Here is a 20,706-nt window from a genome sequence, read left to right on the forward strand (position 1 = left end):
CAGTGACATCATCGCTTATCAGTTATCCACTTCGTCTAATTTGGAACAAATCAAACGAATGTTAACACAAGCTTTTCCAGATGACCATTATGATGATACGATTCTTCATAGTAACCGAGGTTGGCAATATCAACACCTGTTTTATCATGACTTTCTCAATCAAAAAGGAATTCGTCCATCCATGTCCCGTAAGGGAAATAGCCCAGATAATGGCATGATGGAATCTTTTTTTGGAATCTTAAAATCAGAAATGTTTTATGGTTTTGAAAAGACATTTAAGTCACTCGATGAGCTAAAACAAGCTATTATTACTTACATTGACTATTACAATAACAAACGGATTAAAGTCAAACTAAAAGGACTTAGCCCTGTGCAATACAGAACTAAATCCTTTCAATAATTATTGATCCAACTTTTTGGGGGCAGTACAAAACAGGTTGGTTTTTTATTATTTTACTTACGGTGCTTGTTTTACAACTTCTGATTGTCATGTTATAATGATGATATGGAGAATAAAAGAGTAAGTATTGTGTTAGATCAGGTGATAGTTGATCAGCTTGCTTTATCGAAAGGACAGCAATTAAAGGCAGAATTGTATGAGAATAAGTTGGTTCTGCAAAAAGATGAGCCTCCTAAGCAAGGTCGACTAGCCAGTTGGGTTTTGATTGCAGCTACAGTTTTACTGTGTATTCTTTTTTATGCTGTCAGCTCGATTGAAAAAAGGAATCAGATTTTATTGGTTGGTGATTATTCTATCATCACTTTCTTGGTCGGTTTTGGTGGCATTTTAGGGATGACCATCTTTACGACAACATTGATTAGTAACCGGAAGTTATTTCTTGGTGGCATCAAAGCGCGTGTTTTTTGGCGGATGCTTCCAGTTATCGTCGCATCGTTTGCTGTTATTTTGCTGCTTGCTCTTCTTGGTTTTGGTTGGCTTTTAGAGCAGATTTTTACAGGCGCATCATTTGATAAGTTGACATCGACGTTAATTTTAGGTGCATCGATTTATGCGGTTAGTCTTTTCTTGGGGCAAATAGCAGAGCAGATTAGAGCTTCTTGGTTGACCACGGTTTTTACGGTGATTATGGTCAGCGGTGTTTTTATCTCAATGGCAACCAACCGTTCACTTCAGTGGTGGCATTTTAATCTTAGCTTTTTAGGAACACAAGCGGCTAAGGAGAGTTGGCAATTTAACCTAACATTGATGTTATCAGCTTTGATTTTAGTTGCTTTGGTTGATTATTTATTTGTCGCTCTTGGTGAGAAATACGGTAAAAACTGGAAATTAATGGCAATGCGTGTCATGTTGACACTACTTGGTTTAGATTTGGGAGCTGTTGGGTATTTCCCAAATAATGCTAGTTCACACTTCTTACATACAAGAGTAGCAGGTTATCTGGTTTTAATCATCATTGTCCTTATTATCAGTGTAAAATGGCTTTTGCCAGAAGTAACAAAAGATTTTTTGATTATGTCTTATGCCATTGGCGGCATGCTGGTCGGTTTAGAAATTGCATTTCAAGGCATTCATTATTTATCGCTAACAGCTTTTGAAATAAGTGCATTCTTGTTAGCATTTGCTTGGTTAATCCGCTTAATCACTCATTTAGAGGGATTGTTGTTACCTGATACAAAAGAATTGACATTGACAATTGAATAAAAAAAGAATCTCTGATTTTACTTTGTGTCGACATGGTAAATTCAGAGCTTTTTTTGATTTGAAAAAGAAAATAAACAATTTTTAGAAAATTCGAAAAAAACAATTGACAAGAAAGAAATTGGTGTTTATAATGATAATCAATCAGAAAGTAGCAAGGATTTGCTTACAGGGAGCTCGTGGTTACTGTGAACGAGTAGCAGGTGGTTGTGAAATTGGGCTGATGGTATTATTGAAGATAAGAAATATTTTTCAGGTATGCACCCCTTATCGTGCAGCTCCTTGTTGGAGGAGATTGAGATGGCGAAAGCAAAATGATTTTCGTTAAATGAGGTGGCACCGCGCTATGATTAGACGCCCTCACACAGATATTTTTTTCTGTGTGGGGCTTTTTGTTTTGGTAAAAGGAGATAATCATGAAAAGACGAGATAAAGGCTGGCAAAGCAGTTTATGAATTAAAAGCATAAACAAAAAAGAGAGGTTTTGATATGCAAAAAATTCTAACTGCTGATACTTTGACCCCTATCCTTGCTTATATGCGAGTTCAAGGGGAACACAAAGTTATTCTTGAATCTATTCCACGTGAGAAAGAAAATACACGATTTTCAATCGTTACTTACAATCCAGTTTTTGAGATTAAGTACGAAGATGGCAAGTTAACTGAAAATGGCAAAGAAGTCGCAGGTAATCCCTTGGATTATCTTAATCAAGTGACGGTAAAAGGAAAATCAAACGCTAATCTTCCGTTTGGTGGTGGTGCTATCGGATTTGTTGGCTATGATATGATTGGTCTTTATGAAAATATCGGAGATATTCCTGAGGATACTATTGGAACGCCAGACATGCATTTCTTTGTTTATGAATCTTATCTGATTTTTGACCATAAGACAGAAAAAGTTTATGTGGTTGAAGATAATATTTATAGTCATCGTGATAATGACACAGTAAGACAAGCACTTGGCAAGGTTGTTAAGGATTTACAGACACAAGCACCAAATGAATTTTCGCCACAAGAATTGCAGCCACTGCAGTTTAAATATCATATCGAAAAAGATGCTTTTGTGCAGATGGTTGATAAGGCTAAAGCGTTGATTCGCCAGGGCGACATGTTTCAGTGTGTGTTAAGCCAGCGTTTCTCAAGTGAATTTAGTGGGGACCCGCTTGATTATTATCGTAATTTGCGCGTGACAAATCCATCGAATTATCTTTATTTTTATGATTTTGGGGATTATCAGATTATTGGAGCAAGCCCAGAAAGTTTGGTTTCTGTGAAAAATGGAGAAGTGACAACGAATCCAATTGCAGGCACTCATCCGCGTGGAGCTAACGATGCTGAGGATGCAGCGCTATCTAAAGACTTGCAGACTGATATCAAAGAAACAGCTGAGCACCGCATGCTTGTAGATTTAGGTCGAAACGATATTGGAATAATTTCCCAAAACGGTACGGTCAAGGTGACGAAATATATGGAAGTTGAGTATTTCCGCTACGTCATGCATTTGACTAGTGTTGTCAAAGGGCGGTTGTTGCCTGATGTGCAGAGCATTGATGCTTTGAAAACGACTTTACCAGCTGGAACGGTCTCAGGTGCTCCAAAGATTCGTGCCATGAAGCGCATTTATGAAATGGAAACCGAGAAACGTGGCGTTTATGCGGGAGCGATTGGTTATCTTTCGGCGACAGGTGATATGGATTTTGCCATTGCCATTCGGACGATGATTCTAAAAAATCAAAAAGCTTACGTGCAAGCAGGAGCAGGAATTGTTTATGATAGTGTTGCTGAAAATGAATTTTATGAAACAATCAATAAAGCTAAAGCCATGACACGGATAGGAGAGTGCAAATGATTTTATTAATTGATAATTATGACTCTTTTACTTATAACTTAGCGCAGTACCTTGGGACATTTACGGATGTTGAGGTTTTGAGAAATGATGTCGGCAATTTGGAGGAAGTTGCCCAAAAAGCAGATGCACTAGTCTTATCCCCAGGGCCTGGTTGGCCCGCTGACGCTGGAAAATTAGAAGAAATGATTCAGAAATTTGCTGGGAAAAAGCCGATTTTAGGAATTTGTCTGGGGCATCAAGCGATTGCTGAAACATTTGGTGGAAAGCTTGGCTTAGCAAAAAAAGTCATGCATGGCAAGCAAAGCGACATCGAGCTTCTTTTGAAATCACCAATTTTTTCAGAGCTTGATAACACCATGACAATTATGCGCTACCATTCTATCGTGGTAACAGAAATACCAAAGGATTTTGAGGTGGTAGCCGTAACGACTGATGACAAAGAAATCATGGCAATCCAGCACAAACAATTGCCAATTTACGGATTTCAATTTCACCCAGAAAGTATCGGCTCGCCCGATGGGCTTAAGATGATTGAAAACTTTGTGCGACTAATGGTTGAAAAGTAAAGCGAGGAAAGACAATGAAAGAATTATTTAATCACATTGCAAACCGAGAAGATTTATCAGAAGAGGAAGTAGAACATCTCTTTGATGAGATTTTAAACAATGATATTTCAGAAAGTGAGATTGCAGCTTTTCTGATGGGATTAAAAGTCAAAGGAGAAACACCTTCTGAGATTACGGGGATTGTACGTGCACTTAAAAATCACGCGGTGCTTTTGCCAAGAGAATTTGATGACGCTATGTGTAATTGTGGCACTGGTGGCGACCGATCTTACAGTTTTAATATTTCAACGACAGCAAGTTTTGTTTTAGCAGCCGGCGGTATTCGTGTGGCAAAAGCCGGCAACCGCTCGGTTTCTTCAAAATCTGGTTCGGCTGATGTGCTTGAAGTGCTCGGTATCAACATTTCAGCAACCCCAGCAACTCTTTCAAGAGCACTTGATGAGGTTGGACTTGCCTTTATCTTTGCCCAAAGCATGCACCCTGCTATGCGATTTATCGGTCCAGCAAGAAAAGTTTTAGGGATTCCTACAATTATGAACATCGTTGGCCCGCTTGCAAATCCAGTTGATCTTAAAACTCAGCTCATGGGACTTTATCGTGTGGATTTACAAGAAACAGCAGCAAAAGTTATGCAAAAACTTGGTCGTAAGCGTGCACTGATTATCACTGGTCCAAATAACATGGATGAAGCAGCGCTTTATGGTGAAAATACCTATACTTTACTTGAAAATGACAGAATTAGCCAGCACAGTTTTACTTACCAAGACCTTGGTATGACAAGAGTGGAACTGTCAGATATTGTCGGTGGAGATGCCAAACAAAATGCAGAGATTTTATTAAGTGTACTTGAAAATCAAGCAAGTCCCTATCTAGAAATAACGGTTCTAAATGCTGGGCTTGGCTTTTACGCAAATGGAAAAGTCGATAATTTAGTAGATGGTGTAGAGCTTGCTCGTCAATTAATTGCTGATGGTTCTGCTCTTGCTAAACTTCGTCAACTACAAGAGGTACAAGTATGAGTGAGACGTTTTTACCAAACATTTTAAAGCAAAAAGCTAAAGAAGTTGAGAGTATGGAGCTTGAGTCATTGTTGCCACGTCGTGAGACTTACAAACTTTATGATTATCTTAAGAATAATACTCAAATGCTTCAAGTCATAGCTGAAGTGAAAAAAGCAAGCCCGAGTCTTGGTGATATTAATCTTGAAGTTGATATTGTCAAACAAGCCAAAAATTATCAAGATAGTGGCGCGTGTATGATATCTGTTTTGACAGACCCATTTTTCTTCAAAGGTAATATTGATTATCTACGTCAGATTTCAAGCCAAGTGAAGATTCCAACCTTGGCAAAAGATTTTATTATTGATGAAAAGCAAATCATTCGTAGCCGTAATGCAGGGGCAACCGTGATTTTGTTAATTGTCGCTGCGCTTTCTGAGAAACGATTGAAAGAACTTTATGACTTTGCGACGGGATTAGGGTTAGAAGTTTTACTTGAAACGCATCATTTATCAGAATTAGAAGTGGCTCATCGCATCGGTGCTAAAATCATCGGTGTTAATAATCGTAACTTGGTAACCTTTGAAACAGATATTAATACTAGTCTAGCGATGTCAACGCATTTCAAAGAAGGTCCTGTCTACATTTCAGAATCAGCTATTTTTACCAAAGAAGACGCTGCCCTGGTTGCCCCATTTTTCAATGGGATACTTGTTGGGACAGCACTTATGAAAGCAGATAATGTTTCTGAAAAAGTGAAGGAGTTACAAATTGACAAAGGTTAAAATTTGCGGTCTCTCAACAAGAGAAGCTGTTGAAGTAGCAGTTAATAGCGGAGCTGATTACATTGGTTTCGTCTTTGCCAAAAGTAAACGGCAGGTCGGCATAAAACAAGCTAGCCATTTAGCTCAGTTTATTCCAAAAACTGTCCAGAAAGTGGGTGTTTTTGTAAGTCCGACTCTCATGGAACTTCAAGAAGCCATTGTCAAAGTTCCTCTTGATCTTGTGCAAATTCACGGAGAGTTTTCTGATGAGGATTTTGAAAAGCTTGATGTTCCAAGTATTCGTGCCATTCCTGTCGAAAAAACACTGGAAGAAATTGAAACTAAAGCGAATTTTCTATTATTTGACGCCCCCTTGGCTGGCTCAGGCAAGACATTTGATTGGGAATTGTTAAAAAATCAAGTCATTGAAAAGCCATATTTTTTAGCAGGTGGATTAACTGTCGATAATGTCAAGCAAGCCATAACTTTCTTTCGCCCCTACGCTGTTGATGTTTCTTCTGGTGTTGAGACGGATGGTAAAAAAGATTTATTGAAAATTCTGGGATTTATAGAAAGTGTGAAAAAATGAGTTATAACCAACCAGATAGTAATGGATTTTACGGGAAATTCGGTGGCCAATTTGTCCCTGAAACGCTGATGACTGCAGTTATTGAACTTGATAAAGCTTATCGCAAAGCCAAAGCTGACCCAAGCTTTCAAGAAGAACTCGATGAATTGCTTAAAAATTATGTTGGTCGTGAAACACCGCTATATTATGCAGAGCGTTTAACAAAGCATATTAGTGGCGCTAAGATCTATCTTAAACGTGAAGACCTTAACCACACAGGTGCTCACAAAATCAATAACGCTCTTGGTCAGGTTCTTCTTGCTAAACGCATGGGCAAAAAGAAAATTATTGCCGAAACAGGTGCAGGTCAACACGGGGTTGCTACTGCAACAGCGGCTGCGCTTTTTGACATGGAATGTACGATTTACATGGGTGAAGAAGATGTGAAGCGTCAAGCACTTAATGTATTTCGTATGGAGTTGCTTGGTGCTAAAGTGCATGCGGTGACGGACGGTTCACGTGTTTTGAAAGATGCTGTGAATGCAGCTCTTCGCGCGTGGGTGGCTAACATCGAAGATACTCACTACATCATGGGGTCAGCACTTGGACCTGCTCCATTTCCTGAAATCGTGCGTGACTTTCAATCAGTTATTGGTAAAGAAGCCAAAAAACAATATGCTGAAATTTCTGGTGGACAGCTACCTGATGCGGTTCTAGCATGTATCGGTGGCGGATCAAATGCAATTGGCCTTTTTTATCCATTTGTCGAAGATGAATCTGTCGCACTTTACGGTGCTGAAGCAGCAGGGCACGGACTTGATACGGAAGAACACGCGGCTACATTTGCAAAAGGTCGTCCAGGTATTTTGCACGGTGCATTGATGAATGTTCTTCAAGACCGCCATGGACAAATTATGGAAGCATTCTCTATTTCAGCTGGTCTTGATTATCCTGGGGTTGGTCCTGAACACTGCCACTTCAAAGATATAGGGCGTGCAACATATGATTCGATTACAGACGATGAAGCACTTGAAGCTTTCATGCTTTTGTCGCGACTTGAAGGGATTATCCCAGCACTTGAATCAAGTCACGCTGTTGCGCTTACCCAAAAAGTTGCTAAGGAGCTTGGGCCAGATAAATCAATCATCGTTTGTCTCTCAGGACGTGGGGATAAGGATGTTGTGCAAGTAAAAGAACGTTTAGAAGCAGAGGAAAAATAGATTATGACTAAGACACTCACCAAACATTTAAAAGACATTAAAGCAAGTGGCAAAGGACTTTTTATTCCATATATCATGGTTGGCGACCATAAGCAAGGTCTTGATGGCTTATTTGATACCATTTCTCTTTTGGAAAATAGCGGAGCTTCTGCCATTGAAGTGGGCATTCCTTGGTCAGATCCCGTGGCTGATGGCCCTGTCATCGAATTAGCTGGACAAAGAAGTCTTGCTAAGGGTGTTAATTTGCAAGCAATCGTTGAGAAATTGCAAGAAAAAAACGTTGACGTTCCTTTGGTCATCATGACTTACATCAACCCTGTCTATCAATATGGTGTTGAAAAGCTCATCGCTGATTTGGCAAAGACATCTGTTAAAGGGCTGATTATTCCTGATTTGCCGCACGAACACGAAAATCTCATTAAACCATATCTTGAAAATACAGACATTGCGCTTGTGCCACTCGTTAGTCTGACAACTGGCATTGAACGTCAAAAAGTACTTTGCAAAGATGCTGAAGGGTTCATCTATGCGGTTGCCATTAACGGCGTTACTGGTAAGGCTGGTGGCTATCGTGCTGATTTAGATAAGCATTTGGAAAATCTAAAAACAGTTGCTGACATTTCTGTTTTGACAGGATTTGGTGTGTCGACTAAAAACGATATCGAGCGTTTTAATAAGGTGTCAGATGGTGTTATTGTTGGGACAAAAATTGTTCATGACTTACATGAAGGAAAAATAGATGACCTTGTCGATTTCGTCAAGTACGGCTCAAATTACCAAAAATAAATAAAGCCACTCTGAAAGAGTGGCTTTTTGCTTGCGCTAAAATAAGTCAACAATAAGTTTGATGTTTAAAATGGTCAAAATACTTGCCACCAAATAGCCTAAAATAGTATTCCACTTAGCATTCACAAAATCTCCCATAAGTTTGCTGTTTGACGTGAAATAAACCAAGGGAAAAATTGAGAATGGCAAAGCTGCAGACAGAAAAACTTGTGAATAGACAATGAGCTGGTCAAGGACACTTTCTCGACTACCATAGAGAACAGCAATGATGAGGACAGGAAGAAGAGCAGCAAGTCGAGTTACAAGCCGAATCAACCATTGCGGTAAGCGTAATTTTAAAAATCCTTCCATGACAATTTGTCCAGTCAAAGTACCTGTGATAGTTGAATTTTGCCCACTAGTAAGCAGAGCAATCGCAAATAAAGTTGATAATGCAGAGCTTGCCACCGTGCCAGCGATAGTTGAGTCTTGTAAAGCATTATACATCTGTGAAAAGGCGCTAATCTCACTAGCATGGCCATAAAATAGTGATGCTCCTAAAATGAGTAGCAGCGAATTGACCACGAAAGCCACTGTAAGCTGAAGATTGGAATCCCAAGTCATGAAACGCACTGCTTGCTGGATAGAAGTCGGATTTTGATAGTCAACTTTTCGAGTTTGTGAAATCGAAGAGTGAAGATAAAGATTGTGTGGCATAACTGTCGCACCGATAATCCCCAAAGCTAGTGTCAATTTGCTATTAACACCACTTTGATGTAAATCGATGATTTGAGCATTTGGAATATAGCCTTGTAAAATTCCTGAAAGACTTGGTTTTGACAAGATAACCAAGTAAAGGAAAATAATCAAAATTGTTGCAATCAAAGTGGAGACTATAGCTTCTATTTTACGAAAACCTAATCTCATTAACGATAGTAGGATGAAAACATCTAAAATGGTAATCAAAATTGAAAATAACAAAGACCAGCCAAAGAGTAAATGAAGTGCAATCCCTGAGCCGATAACTTCAGCAAGATCTGTTGCCATTAGGGCTAATTCAATGATAATAAATAGAAGAAAACGTAACTTTTTTGGTAAATGTGCAGCTGTTGCTTGCGCCAAATCTTTACGTGTTACAATGCCAAGTTTTCCAGCCATCTGCTGCAGTTGCATAGCTATAAACGATGACACAAGAATAACTGATAATAATAAGTATTTATAAGTAGCCCCACCGACAACACTAGTAATCCAATTACCAGGGTCCATGTAACCAACAGCCACTAAAGCTCCTGGTCCAATGAAGGCTCTAAGTGTTCGCCAAAATGAGGCATTCTTCGGAACAGCAACACTTTGATTAACCTCACTCAGTGATTTTTGAGAATTGACAATAGTTTCCAAAAGGCAGCCCTCTTTTCTAAAACTCTTATTTAAGGCCTATTATAGCAGAATAATTTAAAAAATAAAGTATTTTTTAACTATATTTAACAAAAAAATTAAGTAGGCTTAAAAATGATACAAGAAGGTATCCAAAAAAGAGAAAGGGCACAAAAGGGATTCGTTTATTTTTGTGTAAAAGACAAAAAATAATTCCTGTAAATGACCCGATTTCTACAATCCATAAAATATTTTGTAAATCCAAAAAAAGACTCAAAGTTGCTAGATAAAAACAATCTCCACTACCAATTTTCACATCAATCAGCTCTGCGATGATTCCAAACAACAAAAGGATAATAGTGAGAGTTGTGATTGGTGTAACTGGGAGTAAACAGCAACTTGGCAACAACCATATTAGTAAAGGAAATGATTGGTATTTTAAATCGTAGATACTGAGCGTGAGACTTAAAAAGATAATAAAGAGTGTCGAGAGTGGTAGCATTCCTTGATAGCAGACGGCAGTTAATATTCCGCAGATGAATTCAAAAATGTCATACCAAATTGGGAGTTTTGTGTGACAAAAACGGCAGCGCGACCGATTGATAATTTGTGAAAACACAGGAATCAAGTCACGAACCTCAAGTTTCTTACCACAAGTCTCACAATGACTAGCTGGAAAAAGAATGGATTCGTTTGGAAAACGGTCAATTACTAAGCCGATGAAAGAAGCAAAGGATGCTCCGAGAAAAAAGAATAATAAAATGTCCATATCTTATTATTCGAAAAAATTTTTAAAAGTTGTGAGCATATTATTTGTTTTTTATTTAGAATTATTATAAAATAGATTCACGAAGGAAAAGGATAACATTTCCTAAAAAATGTTGCATTTTTTTAAGAGGAGGTCTACTTATGACTCAAACAATGACTGAAACTATTTACGCATCTGTAACACACAACATTTCACAAAATGCAAAAAACGCTAAAACAAAGGCGGTGCTAAATCAAGCAGTTGCTGATCTCTCAAAAGCAGCATCAATTGTTCACCAAATTCACTGGTACATGCGAGGCGTAGGTTTCTTCTATCTTCACCCAAAAATGGATGAATTGATGGATGGACTTAACGCTAACTTGGATGAAATGAGCGAACGCTTGATTACTATCGGTGGCGCACCATTTTCTACACTTAAAGAGTTCGATAACAATTCTAAATTAGAAGAAACAAAAGGTTCATTTGATAAATCAATGGATGAAAATCTTGCTCGCTTGGTTGAGGTTTACACATATCTTACAGCGCTTTACCAAGTTGGTCTTGATGTGACTGATGAAGAAGGAGATGCACCATCAAATGATATCTTCACAGCAGCAAAAGCTGATGCTGAAAAAACAATCTGGATGCTCCAAGCAGAACGTGGACAAGCACCAGGACTTAAATAATTTTTGAACAATTTTGCGGGTTGAAAGACCCGCTTTTTTTATGAAAACAAATGAAAATGCTGAAATACCGAAACCGATTGCATACCCCTATTGAAAAACACTATTATTTTTGATAAAATGTTTTGTATGAAAACTTTATTTGATGTGCAGCAATTACTAAAGCGATTCGGCATCTTTGTCTATATCGGAAAACGTCTTTATGATATAGAGGTCATGAAACTCGAACTTGAGAAATTGTATGAAAATGGGTTGATTGACAAGGTTGATTACCTAAATGCTGAGTTAATTTTGCGGCGCGAGCACTGTTTAGAAATGGAGAAAGAAAATAATGACTAAAAAACTTTTAGGGATTGACCTAGGTGGGACAACGATTAAATTCGGTATCCTAACTCTTGAAGGTGAAGTTCAAGAAAAATGGGCAATCGATACAAATACACTTGAAGATGGTAAACACATCGTTCCTGATATCGTAGAATCAATCAAACACCGTATGAGTCTTTATGGTTTGACAAAGGATGATTTTGCAGGTATTGGTATGGGTTCACCAGGTGCTGTTGACCGTGAAAACAAAACTGTTACAGGTGCCTTCAACTTGAACTGGGCTCACACTGAAGAAGTTGGTTCAGTAATCGAACGTGAATTAGGTATTCCATTTGCTATCGACAACGATGCTAACGTTGCTGCTCTTGGTGAACGTTGGACAGGTGCTGGTGCGAACAACCCAGACGTTGTCTTTGTAACACTTGGAACTGGTGTTGGTGGTGGTGTTATCGCTGATGGTAACCTTATCCACGGTGTTGCTGGTGCTGGTGGAGAAATCGGTCACATGAACGTTGAACCAGTTGACGGATTCGAATGTACATGTGGTAACAAAGGTTGTCTTGAAACAGTTGCTTCAGCAACAGGTGTTGTCCGTGTAGCTCGTTACTTGGCTGAAGAATATGAAGGTGATTCAAAAATTAAAGCAGCTATTGACAATGGTGATGTTGTAACAAGTAAAGATATCTTTGTAGCTGCTGAAGCTGGTGATCACTTCGCAGATTCAGTTGTTGAAAAAGTTGGTTTCTACCTTGGACAAGCAACTGCTAACATCGCAAACATCTTGAACCCAGATTCAGTTGTTATCGGTGGTGGTGTATCTGCTGCAGGTGAATTCTTGCGTAGCCGTGTTGAAAAATACTTCGTTACTTACGCATTCCCACAAGTTCGTAAAACAACTAAAGTGAAAATCGCTGAACTTGGTAACGACGCAGGTATCATCGGTGCAGCAAGTCTTGCAAGTCAATTCGTAGATTAATAAGAGGCAAAAAATGAACTGGATTATTTTTCTAATTGTTTTAGTTGCTATCATTGGATGGTTTGCTTGGTCATATTTTAGCGTTCGTCGCGCAGCAAAATTCATTGATAATGCAGAATTTGAAAGCATGCTTCACACAAGTCAAGTGATTGATGTTCGCGAAGCAGCAGCATTCAAAGCAAAACACATCATGGGAGCACGTAATCTCCCAGCTAGCCAAATTCAAATGTCTTACACAGCTATCCGTAAAGATAAGCCAGTTCTTTTATACGACAGCAGCAGAAGTGCTGCCTTACCACGAGTTATCAAAATGCTCAAAAAAGCTGGATACACAGACCTTTACGTTTTGAAAGACGGTTTTGATTACTGGACTGGTAAAATTAAAGAAGGTTAATAAAAGGAAAGCCATCGGGCTTTCTTTTTTTACACAAAAACAGGAACATTTATGAGCTTTAAATGAATATTATATAGTAAATTCACTGTCTGAAAACATTTACACAGCATTTGACGATGTTTTTTTATGGGAAATATGATATAATTCAAAAGTTAGAATAAATTTAAAAAATAAATCGAGGAACCATGACTAAATTAAGAGAAGATATTCGTAACGTGGCTATCATCGCCCACGTTGACCACGGGAAAACAACCCTTGTTGATGAATTGTTGAAACAATCACACACACTTGACGAACGTAAAGAATTGCAAGAACGTGCAATGGACTCAAACGATCTTGAAAAAGAACGTGGTATTACAATCCTTGCTAAAAACACTGCAGTTGCTTACAACGGTGTTCGTATCAATATTATGGACACACCAGGACACGCGGACTTCGGTGGAGAAGTTGAACGTATCATGAAAATGGTTGATGGTGTTGTTCTTGTTGTCGATGCTTACGAAGGTACTATGCCTCAAACACGTTTTGTGTTGAAAAAGGCTCTTGAACAAAACTTAACACCAATCGTTGTTGTTAACAAAATTGATAAACCATCAGCTCGCCCAGCAGAAGTTGTTGACGAAGTTCTTGAACTCTTCATCGAACTTGGTGCAGACGATGATCAATTAGAATTCCCAGTTGTTTACGCATCAGCTATCAACGGTACATCATCACTTTCTGATGATCCAGCTGATCAAGAACACACAATGGCTCCAGTCTTTGATACAATCATTGATCACATCCCAGCTCCAGTTGATAACTCAGAAGAACCACTTCAATTCCAAGTGTCACTTCTTGACTACAACGATTTCGTTGGACGTATCGGTATCGGACGTATCTTCCGTGGTACTGTTAAAGTCGGTGACCAAGTTACACTTTCAAAACTTGATGGTTCAACTAAAAACTTCCGCGTTACAAAACTATTTGGTTTCTTCGGACTTGAACGTCGTGAAATCCAAGAAGCAAAAGCTGGTGATTTGATTGCCATCTCAGGTATGGAAGATATCTTCGTTGGTGAAACAATCACTCCAACTGATTGTGTTGAACCACTTCCAATTCTTCACATTGATGAACCAACTCTTCAAATGACATTCTTAGCAAATAACTCACCATTTGCAGGTCGTGAAGGTAAATACGTAACATCTCGTAAAGTTGAAGAACGTTTGCTTGCTGAACTTCAAACTGACGTGTCACTTCGTGTTGAAGCAACTGACTCACCAGATAAATGGACTGTATCAGGTCGTGGTGAATTGCACTTGTCGATCCTTATCGAAACAATGCGTCGTGAAGGATACGAACTTCAAGTATCACGTCCAGAAGTTATCATCAAAGAAATCGATGGCGTGAAATGCGAACCATTCGAACGTGTTCAAATCGATACACCAGAAGAATACCAAGGTTCAGTTATCCAATCATTATCAGAACGTAAAGGTGAAATGATTGATATGCAATCAACTGGTAACGGTCAAACACGTCTTGTCTTCTTGGCACCAGCTCGTGGACTTATCGGTTACCCAACTGAGTTCCTTTCAATGACTCACGGTTACGGTATCATGAACCACACATTCGACCAATACATGCCAGTTATCAACGCTGAAATCGGTGGACGTCGTCGTGGTGCTCTTGTATCTATCGATACTGGTAAAGCAACAACATACTCAATCATGTCTGTTGAAGAACGTGGTACAATCTTCGTTAACCCAGGTACTGAAGTATACGAAGGTATGATTATCGGTGAAAACTCACGTGAAAATGACTTGACAGTTAACATTACTAAAGCTAAACAAATGACTAACGTTCGTTCAGCTACTAAAGACCAAACTGCAGTTATCAAAACTCCACGTATCTTGACTCTTGAAGAATCACTTGAATTCTTGAACGATGATGAATACATGGAAGTAACACCAGAATCAATCCGCTTGCGTAAACAAATCCTTGATAAAAACTTGCGTGCTAAAGCGGCTAAAAAGAAAAAATCATCTGAGGAGTAGGGAGTGGGACAGAAATCGGTAATTTCGAAGAAATTCGATTTCGTCGTCTCCCTCCGCAAGGTTGAGTAGGGTTGTAAAAGCTGATTTATCAGCGTATTAGAACCCACTCAACTACTGCGCCTTGTAAATAATGAAGAAGCTGGGTACTATTCTCCCAGACTCTAAAACTAATAAATGAATTGTAGAGAGGAATCATGAAATGTTTTATTTAATTATTGCAATCTTAATTATTTCATACTATATTTTCATGGCTCCTAAAACAATTCGTAGTACGCTAGGAATGATTGGGTTTGTAGGATTAATTGCTTTATTACTTGTATTAGCAGGGATGAGCTTTATTAAAATCATGCAATCTCCACCTGAAATCTTTCTTGCACTTGCTATGGTTGCTTTGGGGTTTTTCGCGTTAAGAGATGTTTATCGCTTACCAGTTAAGAAAAATGATGAAGAGCAATATAGCGACAGAGGCTGAGTATTTACTCAGCTTTTTTTGTCATAAACACGATATCAGACATTGCGACACTAAGATTGTCTTAAATGCCATAGAATGATTGAAAAACGCTTTAAATAAAGGTAGAATAATATTATATTTGCAATGTTAGAATGGATATATCATGAAAAAAATTGAAACATTTGAAAATAAAAAAGTCTTAGTTCTTGGTTTAGCAAAATCTGGAGAAGCTGCAGCACGTCTCCTTGAAAAATTAGGTGCAATCGTTACGGTTAACGATGGTAAACCTTTTGATGAAAATCCAGCTGCACAATCTCTTCTTGAAGAAGGGATTAAAGTTGTCTGCGGTAGCCACCCGTTGGAACTTTTGGATGAAAATTTCGAGTTAATGGTTAAAAACCCTGGTATTCGTTACGACAATCCAATGGTATCACGTGCTATTGAAAAAAATATTCCAGTCATTACTGAAGTTGAATTAGCTTACATGATTTCTGACGCACCAATTATTGGGATCACAGGATCAAACGGTAAAACAACTACAACAACAATGATTGCTGAAACACTTAATAACGGTGGTCAATCAGGTCTTCTTTCAGGAAATATTGGTTTTCCTGCTTCAGAAGTTGCTCAAACCGCAACTGATAAAGATACATTGGTTATGGAATTGTCATCATTCCAATTGATGGGAACAGATACTTTCCACCCACACATTGCTGTTATCACAAACCTTATGCCGACTCATATTGATTATCATGGAACATTTGAAAACTATGTTGTGGCTAAATGGAATATCCAAAAAAATATGACGGCAGATGATTTTATCGTTCTTAATTTCAACCAAGATTTGGCAAAAGAATTGGCTGAAAAAACCGCAGCACAAGTTGTACCATTTTCTACAACAGAAAAAGTTGATGGTGCTTATCTTGATGGGGATACATTGTACTTCAAAGGTGAAGCAATCATGAAGGCATCTGAAATCGGTGTACCTGGTAGCCACAATGTTGAGAATGCTTTGGCAACAATCGCTGTAGCAAAACTATCTGGAATCGCAAACGAAGCAATCAAAGAAACATTGTCTCACTTCGGTGGTGTTAAACACCGTCTTCAAGCTCTTGGTGAAGTTAATGGCGTTAAATTCTACAATGACTCTAAATCAACTAACATTTTAGCAACACAAAAAGCCCTATCAGGATTTGATAATTCTAAAGTTATCTTGATTGCTGGTGGTCTTGACCGTGGTAATGAATTTGATGAACTTGTTCCTGATATTACAGGGGTTAAATTGATGGTTATTCTTGGAGAATCAGCTCCGCGTGTTAAACGTGCGGCTGACAAAGCAAATGTACCATATGTTGATGCTAAAGACGTCGCTGACGCAGCACGCATCGCATACAGCAAAGCAGAAGCAGGTGAAGTTGTTCTTTTGAGTCCTGCAAATGCAAGCTGGGATATGTATAAGAGCTTTGAAGTTCGTGGTGATGAATTCATCGCAACGTTTGAAGTAATTAAAGGAGAATAAGCATGACTAAAAAAATTGTCTTCACTGGTGGAGGTACTGTTGGTCATGTGACCTTAAACCTTATTCTGATTCCAAAATTCATCAAAGACGGCTGGGAAGTTCACTACATTGGTGATAAACATGGAATCGAACATGAGCAGATTGAAAAGTCAGGTTTAGATGTCACTTTCCATTCAATTGCAACAGGAAAATTAAGACGTTATTTCTCATGGCAAAATATGCTTGATGTCTTCAAAGTTTCATTTGGCATTTTGCAATCTATCGCAATCATTGCGAAGATTCGCCCACAAGCACTCTTTTCAAAAGGTGGTTTTGTGTCTGTACCACCTGTAATTGCTGCTAAGACATTAGGTATTCCTGTTTTTGTTCATGAATCTGACCTATCAATGGGGCTTGCCAATAAGATTGCTTACAAATTTGCAACAACGATGTATACAACATTTGAACAAGCACATGGTTTGATAAAAGCAAAACATGTTGGAGCAATCACAAAAGTTGGCAGTAAAGTAGCCTACGATGAAAGCAAGATTGAAGGTATTAAAAAGCACTTTAACCCTGATTTGAAGGCTCTTCTTTTTATCGGTGGTTCAGCTGGTGCTCGTGTCTTCAACGACTTTATTACAGACACACCTGAATTAACTGAGCATTATAATGTAATCAATATTTCAGGAGATAAAAGCTTAAATGGATTGAGTCAAAATCTCTATCGAGTTGATTATGTCACAGACCTTTATCAGCCTTTGATGGATATGGCAGATGCTGTTGTGACACGTGGTGGTTCAAATACTATTTTTGAATTAGTTGCTATGGATAAATTGCATTTGATTGTGCCTCTTGGGAAAGAAGCAAGTCGTGGTGACCAATTGGAAAATGCAGCTTATTTCGAGAAAAAAGGCTATGCTCGCCAACTATCTGAAGATAAGCTTACTTTTGCTCACTTGCAAGAAGAATTGACACAGCTTTTTGATCAAGAAAATAGTTATCATGAACAAATGAAAAATTCCACTGAAATCAAGTCACAAGAAGAATTTTATGATCTGCTTAAGCACGATATTTCTAAGACTGCAAAAGGAATTTAAATGACAAAAAAGAAAGAGTCACAAAAAAGTCAAAAAGATAAATTTGAAAAAAAATCAGTGATGACTGAGTGGCAAAAACGTAATATTGAGTTTTTAAAGAAAAAAGAAGCTGAAAAAGCTGAAAAGAAAAAGCGTCAAGAAAAATTACGTTTAGAAAGAACTCACAAAAAAGAAGAAGCTGCTGAGGAAGGTAAGACTGATAAGAAATTAACTACTGAAGAAAAGAAGAAAGCAAGAGAAGCCAAAAAAGAAGAGGCTAAAAAAGAAAAAGAAGCTAAGAAGTTACAAAAACTTGAAGCTAAAAAAGAAAAAACACCTCTTCAAAAAGCGATTCATCATGCGCTTCCAGTTTTGATTACTTCAGGGTTAGTTCTTCTGATTTCAATATTTTTAGTAACTCCATTTAGTAAGAAGAAAGTGGTCACTGTTTCAGGTGTTTCTGTCGCGAGTCAGGACGAAGTGATTAAAGATTCAGGTATTAAAGCTTCTGATTATGTCTTTTCTATGATTTTGCATCATTCAACTTATGAAAAGAATATTATTAGCAAAAACAAGCTTATAAAAAGTGCTAGTTTAAAATATCGTTTTCCAAATAAGTTTGACATTGCTGTCAAGGAATACAATATTGTAGCTTATGCTCAGACAGATGACGGCTATCAGCCGATTCTTGAAAATGGCACACGCCTAAATGTTGTCGGTGCATCTGAGCTGCCAGATAGTTTTTTAACTATTAATTTGTCATCTGAAAAAGATATTAAAACACTTATCAAAGCATTCTCAAAATTAGATAAGGATTTGGTTAATCAGATTCAAATTATTAGTTTAGCAGACTCGTCAACAACTTCAGATTTATTAAAATTAGAGATGTATGATGGCAATGTTGTTCGTGTGCCATTATCTGAGATAGCTAAGAAATTACCTTATTATCTAAAAATCAAAGATGGCTTACCGGAAAATAGCATCGTTGATATGGAGGTCGGTATTTTTGCGACATCTGAATCAATTGAAGCCTCAGTTGCAGAAGATAAAGAAAAAGCAAAACAGGAAGCTGAAAATAAAGACTCGTCAGAATCTGAAAGTGCTGAAGAGTCTCAAACTGAGTCTAGTGAAGGTGATGCTTCGACAGAATTATCTGAAGCCGAAAATGCTGAAAATCAAACAGTGGAATCGGAAGCAACAGAACAAACGAACAATGTTGTTGCCAGAGAACAAGATGTTCAGCAATAAAATTAAGTTTCAATAACAAAAAACGTAAAATGATAACATTTTACGTTTTTTTATGATATAATATTCTCTGAATAATTCTGATTTTATGCAGATTTTAGAATAGTAAATGATTGGAAAGATAGTGAGGTCGAGTGAATGGCTAGAAATGGCTTTTTTACAGGATTAGATATTGGAACAAGCTCGATTAAAGTTCTAGTAGCCGAATTTGTTTCTGGTGAAATGAACGTGATTGGCGTGAGTAACGTTCCCAGTACGGGAGTAAAAGACGGTATTATTATAGATATTGAAGCAGCTGCAGAATCAATCAAAAAAGCGGTTGAACAGGCTGAAGAAAAAGCTGGAATGACAATTGACAAAATTAACGTTGGTCTTCCTGCTAATCTCCTTCAAATCGAACCAACTCAAGGTATGATTCCTGTTCCTAGTGAATCAAAAGAAATCAAAGATGAAGATGTTGACAGTGTTGTTAAATCAGCATTAACAAAAAGCATCACTCCAGAACGTGAAGTTATTTCTTTGATTCCAGAAGAATTTATCGTTGATGGTTTCCAAGGAATTCGTGATCCACGTGGCATGATGGGTATCCGTCTAGAGATGCGTGGCTTGATTTATACTGGACCAACCACAATTCTTCACAATCTTCGTAAAACTGTTGAGCGTGCAGGCATTAGCGTTGAAAATGTAATCATTTCACCTCTTGCTTTGACAAAATCAGTTCTTAACGAAGGTGAACGTGAGTTCGGTGCTACAGTGATTGATATGGGTGGTGGTCAAACTACCGTTGCGTCAATGCGTGCACAAGAATTGCAATACACAAATATCTACCCTGAAGGTGGCGAATACGTTACTAAGGACATTGCAAAAGTCTTGAAAACTTCTATGGAAATTGCTGAAGCACTTAAATTTAATTTTGGTCAAGCAAACTTAGAAGAAGCAAGTACTTCAGAAACTGTTCAAGTTGATGTTGTGGGAAGTGAATCTCCAATTTCAGTTAGTGAACGTTACTTGTCAGAAATTATTTCTGCACGAGTTCGTCACATTTTGGATCGTGTAAAACAAGATTTAGAACGTGGTCGTTTACTTGACTTACCAGGAGGAATTATTCTTGTTGGTGGTGGAGCAATCATGCCAGGTGTTGTTGAAGTTGCTCAAGAAATCTTTGGAACAACTGTTAAATTACATGTTCCAAATCAAGTCGGAATCCGTAACCCAATGTTTGCTAACGTTATTAGCTTAGTTGAATACGTTGGTATAATGAGTGAAGTTGACGTTATTGCTCAACGTGCGGTTTCTGGTGAAGAATTACTTCGTCGTAAACCTGTTGATTTTGAACCACAACCACAACCACAAGTTCAACCACGAGTAGTTTATGACAATGAACCAGCTGTAACTGCTAACGAAAACATGGTTCCGCAGCCAGCCCCAGTTCAACCTGTTCAAAGACACGAAGAGCCAAAATCAAAATTGAGCGAACGTGTTCGTGGTATTTTTGGAAGTATGTTTGACTAAACA

The 20,706-nt window shown here is 38.1% G+C and carries 21 protein-coding genes; 19 read left to right on the forward strand and 2 right to left on the reverse strand.

The genetic code is table 11. From position 1 onward, the window contains the following. The 9 genes from HMPREF0819_RS00145 to trpA all read left to right on the forward strand — a co-directional run. Positions 1-400, forward strand: a 400-nt coding sequence (locus tag HMPREF0819_RS00145; protein WP_004230682.1) for an IS3 family transposase, incomplete at its 5' end; no start/stop codon positions are given. 105 nt (positions 401-505) lie between these two features. Beyond that, positions 506-1,663 carry a hypothetical protein gene (locus HMPREF0819_RS00150; protein WP_004230684.1) on the forward strand — a complete coding sequence of 386 codons (1,158 nt, stop codon included), beginning with the start codon at positions 506-508 and terminating at the stop codon, positions 1,661-1,663. Positions 1,664-2,149: 486 nt separating this feature from the next. After that, entirely contained in the window at positions 2,150-3,508 is a 1,359-nt protein-coding gene (trpE, locus tag HMPREF0819_RS00155) for an anthranilate synthase component I (protein WP_004230686.1), read from the forward strand. Then, positions 3,505-4,074 (forward strand): aminodeoxychorismate/anthranilate synthase component II, encoded by a 570-nt coding sequence (locus tag HMPREF0819_RS00160; protein WP_004230688.1) that lies wholly within the window; start codon positions 3,505-3,507, stop codon positions 4,072-4,074. Before trpE ends, HMPREF0819_RS00160 begins: the two co-directional genes overlap by 4 nt. 14 nt (positions 4,075-4,088) lie before the next feature. Then, a complete protein-coding gene (gene trpD / locus HMPREF0819_RS00165) occupies positions 4,089-5,093 on the forward strand; it encodes an anthranilate phosphoribosyltransferase (RefSeq protein ID WP_004230691.1) in 1,005 nt (334 codons plus the stop codon). Next, positions 5,090-5,857, forward strand: coding sequence for an indole-3-glycerol phosphate synthase TrpC (gene trpC / locus HMPREF0819_RS00170; RefSeq protein WP_004230692.1), 768 nt, complete (start codon positions 5,090-5,092; stop codon positions 5,855-5,857). Before trpD ends, trpC begins: the two co-directional genes overlap by 4 nt. Further along, positions 5,844-6,425 carry a phosphoribosylanthranilate isomerase gene (locus HMPREF0819_RS00175; RefSeq protein WP_004230694.1) on the forward strand — a complete coding sequence of 194 codons (582 nt, stop codon included), beginning with the start codon at positions 5,844-5,846 and terminating at the stop codon, positions 6,423-6,425. Before trpC ends, HMPREF0819_RS00175 begins: the two co-directional genes overlap by 14 nt. Beyond that, the gene (gene trpB / locus HMPREF0819_RS00180) at positions 6,422-7,624 is read left to right on the forward strand and encodes a tryptophan synthase subunit beta (protein ID WP_004230696.1); all 1,203 of its coding nucleotides are present in this window, start codon (positions 6,422-6,424) and stop codon (positions 7,622-7,624) included. The genes HMPREF0819_RS00175 and trpB overlap by 4 nt, the downstream gene beginning before the upstream one ends. Before the next feature lie 3 nt (positions 7,625-7,627). Continuing rightward, positions 7,628-8,410 carry a tryptophan synthase subunit alpha gene (gene trpA, locus HMPREF0819_RS00185; protein ID WP_004230699.1) on the forward strand — a complete coding sequence of 261 codons (783 nt, stop codon included), beginning with the start codon at positions 7,628-7,630 and terminating at the stop codon, positions 8,408-8,410. A 36-nt stretch (positions 8,411-8,446) separates the two neighbouring features. On the opposite strand, the gene HMPREF0819_RS00190 is transcribed toward trpA, so the two are convergent. After that, complete coding sequence (locus tag HMPREF0819_RS00190; RefSeq protein ID WP_004230701.1) at positions 8,447-9,787, reverse strand: Nramp family divalent metal transporter; 1,341 nt, start codon at positions 9,785-9,787, stop codon at positions 8,447-8,449. Positions 9,788-9,860: 73 nt separating this feature from the next. Then, complete coding sequence (locus HMPREF0819_RS08560) at positions 9,861-10,532, reverse strand: prepilin peptidase (protein ID WP_004230703.1); 672 nt, start codon at positions 10,530-10,532, stop codon at positions 9,861-9,863. Between the two features lie 140 nt (positions 10,533-10,672). Here HMPREF0819_RS08560 and HMPREF0819_RS00195 point away from each other — a divergent pair, with 140 nt between their 5' ends. The 10 genes from HMPREF0819_RS00195 (at position 10,673) to ftsA (ending at position 20,703) form a co-directional block, all read left to right on the forward strand. Next, a complete protein-coding gene (locus HMPREF0819_RS00195) occupies positions 10,673-11,197 on the forward strand; it encodes a Dps family protein (RefSeq protein WP_004230706.1) in 525 nt (174 codons plus the stop codon). Between the two features lie 126 nt (positions 11,198-11,323). After that, entirely contained in the window at positions 11,324-11,533 is a 210-nt protein-coding gene (locus HMPREF0819_RS00200) for a YqgQ family protein (RefSeq protein ID WP_004230708.1), read from the forward strand. After that, positions 11,526-12,494, forward strand: a complete 969-nt coding sequence (locus tag HMPREF0819_RS00205; RefSeq protein ID WP_004230710.1) for an ROK family glucokinase — start codon at positions 11,526-11,528, stop codon at positions 12,492-12,494. Before HMPREF0819_RS00200 ends, HMPREF0819_RS00205 begins: the two co-directional genes overlap by 8 nt. A 13-nt stretch (positions 12,495-12,507) precedes the next feature. Beyond that, on the forward strand, positions 12,508-12,888 hold the full coding sequence (locus HMPREF0819_RS00210; protein ID WP_004230712.1) for a rhodanese-like domain-containing protein: 381 nt from the start codon (positions 12,508-12,510) through the stop codon (positions 12,886-12,888). A gap of 185 nt (positions 12,889-13,073) precedes the next feature. Then, positions 13,074-14,918: a translational GTPase TypA gene (gene typA, locus HMPREF0819_RS00215; RefSeq protein ID WP_004230714.1), complete on the forward strand. Its 1,845-nt coding sequence runs from the start codon at positions 13,074-13,076 to the stop codon at positions 14,916-14,918. Between the two features lie 199 nt (positions 14,919-15,117). Beyond that, positions 15,118-15,390: a DUF3165 family protein gene (locus HMPREF0819_RS00220; protein ID WP_004230724.1), complete on the forward strand. Its 273-nt coding sequence runs from the start codon at positions 15,118-15,120 to the stop codon at positions 15,388-15,390. A 142-nt stretch (positions 15,391-15,532) separates the two neighbouring features. Beyond that, positions 15,533-16,888 carry a UDP-N-acetylmuramoyl-L-alanine--D-glutamate ligase gene (gene murD, locus HMPREF0819_RS00225; RefSeq protein WP_004230730.1) on the forward strand — a complete coding sequence of 452 codons (1,356 nt, stop codon included), beginning with the start codon at positions 15,533-15,535 and terminating at the stop codon, positions 16,886-16,888. A gap of 2 nt (positions 16,889-16,890) precedes the next feature. Beyond that, positions 16,891-17,967, forward strand: a complete 1,077-nt coding sequence (locus HMPREF0819_RS00230; RefSeq protein ID WP_004230732.1) for a UDP-N-acetylglucosamine--N-acetylmuramyl-(pentapeptide) pyrophosphoryl-undecaprenol N-acetylglucosamine transferase — start codon at positions 16,891-16,893, stop codon at positions 17,965-17,967. Next, positions 17,968-19,194, forward strand: a complete 1,227-nt coding sequence (locus HMPREF0819_RS00235) for a cell division protein FtsQ/DivIB (protein WP_004230734.1) — start codon at positions 17,968-17,970, stop codon at positions 19,192-19,194. Between the two features lie 135 nt (positions 19,195-19,329). After that, positions 19,330-20,703 carry a cell division protein FtsA gene (gene ftsA, locus HMPREF0819_RS00240; RefSeq protein ID WP_004230736.1) on the forward strand — a complete coding sequence of 458 codons (1,374 nt, stop codon included), beginning with the start codon at positions 19,330-19,332 and terminating at the stop codon, positions 20,701-20,703. Positions 20,704-20,706: the final 3 nt, after the last annotated feature.

The sequence above is a fragment of the Streptococcus equinus ATCC 9812 genome, from assembly GCF_000187265.1.
In the GTDB taxonomy this organism is placed as follows: domain Bacteria; phylum Bacillota; class Bacilli; order Lactobacillales; family Streptococcaceae; genus Streptococcus; species Streptococcus equinus.

Coding starts and splice junctions, on each gene's coding strand:
- trpE (WP_004230686.1), top strand. CDS start 2,150: ATGCAAAAAATTCTAACTGCTGATACTTTGACCCCTATCCTTGCTTAT.
- HMPREF0819_RS00230 (WP_004230732.1), top strand. CDS start 16,891: ATGACTAAAAAAATTGTCTTCACTGGTGGAGGTACTGTTGGTCATGTG.
- HMPREF0819_RS00235 (WP_004230734.1), top strand. CDS start 17,968: ATGACAAAAAAGAAAGAGTCACAAAAAAGTCAAAAAGATAAATTTGAA.
- trpB (WP_004230696.1), top strand. CDS start 6,422: ATGAGTTATAACCAACCAGATAGTAATGGATTTTACGGGAAATTCGGT.
- murD (WP_004230730.1), top strand. CDS start 15,533: ATGAAAAAAATTGAAACATTTGAAAATAAAAAAGTCTTAGTTCTTGGT.
- trpD (WP_004230691.1), top strand. CDS start 4,089: ATGAAAGAATTATTTAATCACATTGCAAACCGAGAAGATTTATCAGAA.
- HMPREF0819_RS08560 (WP_004230703.1), bottom strand. CDS start 10,532: ATGGACATTTTATTATTCTTTTTTCTCGGAGCATCCTTTGCTTCTTTC.
- HMPREF0819_RS00220 (WP_004230724.1), top strand. CDS start 15,118: ATGTTTTATTTAATTATTGCAATCTTAATTATTTCATACTATATTTTC.
- typA (WP_004230714.1), top strand. CDS start 13,074: ATGACTAAATTAAGAGAAGATATTCGTAACGTGGCTATCATCGCCCAC.
- trpC (WP_004230692.1), top strand. CDS start 5,090: ATGAGTGAGACGTTTTTACCAAACATTTTAAAGCAAAAAGCTAAAGAA.
- HMPREF0819_RS00160 (WP_004230688.1), top strand. CDS start 3,505: ATGATTTTATTAATTGATAATTATGACTCTTTTACTTATAACTTAGCG.
- ftsA (WP_004230736.1), top strand. CDS start 19,330: ATGGCTAGAAATGGCTTTTTTACAGGATTAGATATTGGAACAAGCTCG.
- HMPREF0819_RS00205 (WP_004230710.1), top strand. CDS start 11,526: ATGACTAAAAAACTTTTAGGGATTGACCTAGGTGGGACAACGATTAAA.
- trpA (WP_004230699.1), top strand. CDS start 7,628: ATGACTAAGACACTCACCAAACATTTAAAAGACATTAAAGCAAGTGGC.
- HMPREF0819_RS00195 (WP_004230706.1), top strand. CDS start 10,673: ATGACTCAAACAATGACTGAAACTATTTACGCATCTGTAACACACAAC.
- HMPREF0819_RS00200 (WP_004230708.1), top strand. CDS start 11,324: ATGAAAACTTTATTTGATGTGCAGCAATTACTAAAGCGATTCGGCATC.
- HMPREF0819_RS00150 (WP_004230684.1), top strand. CDS start 506: ATGGAGAATAAAAGAGTAAGTATTGTGTTAGATCAGGTGATAGTTGAT.
- HMPREF0819_RS00210 (WP_004230712.1), top strand. CDS start 12,508: ATGAACTGGATTATTTTTCTAATTGTTTTAGTTGCTATCATTGGATGG.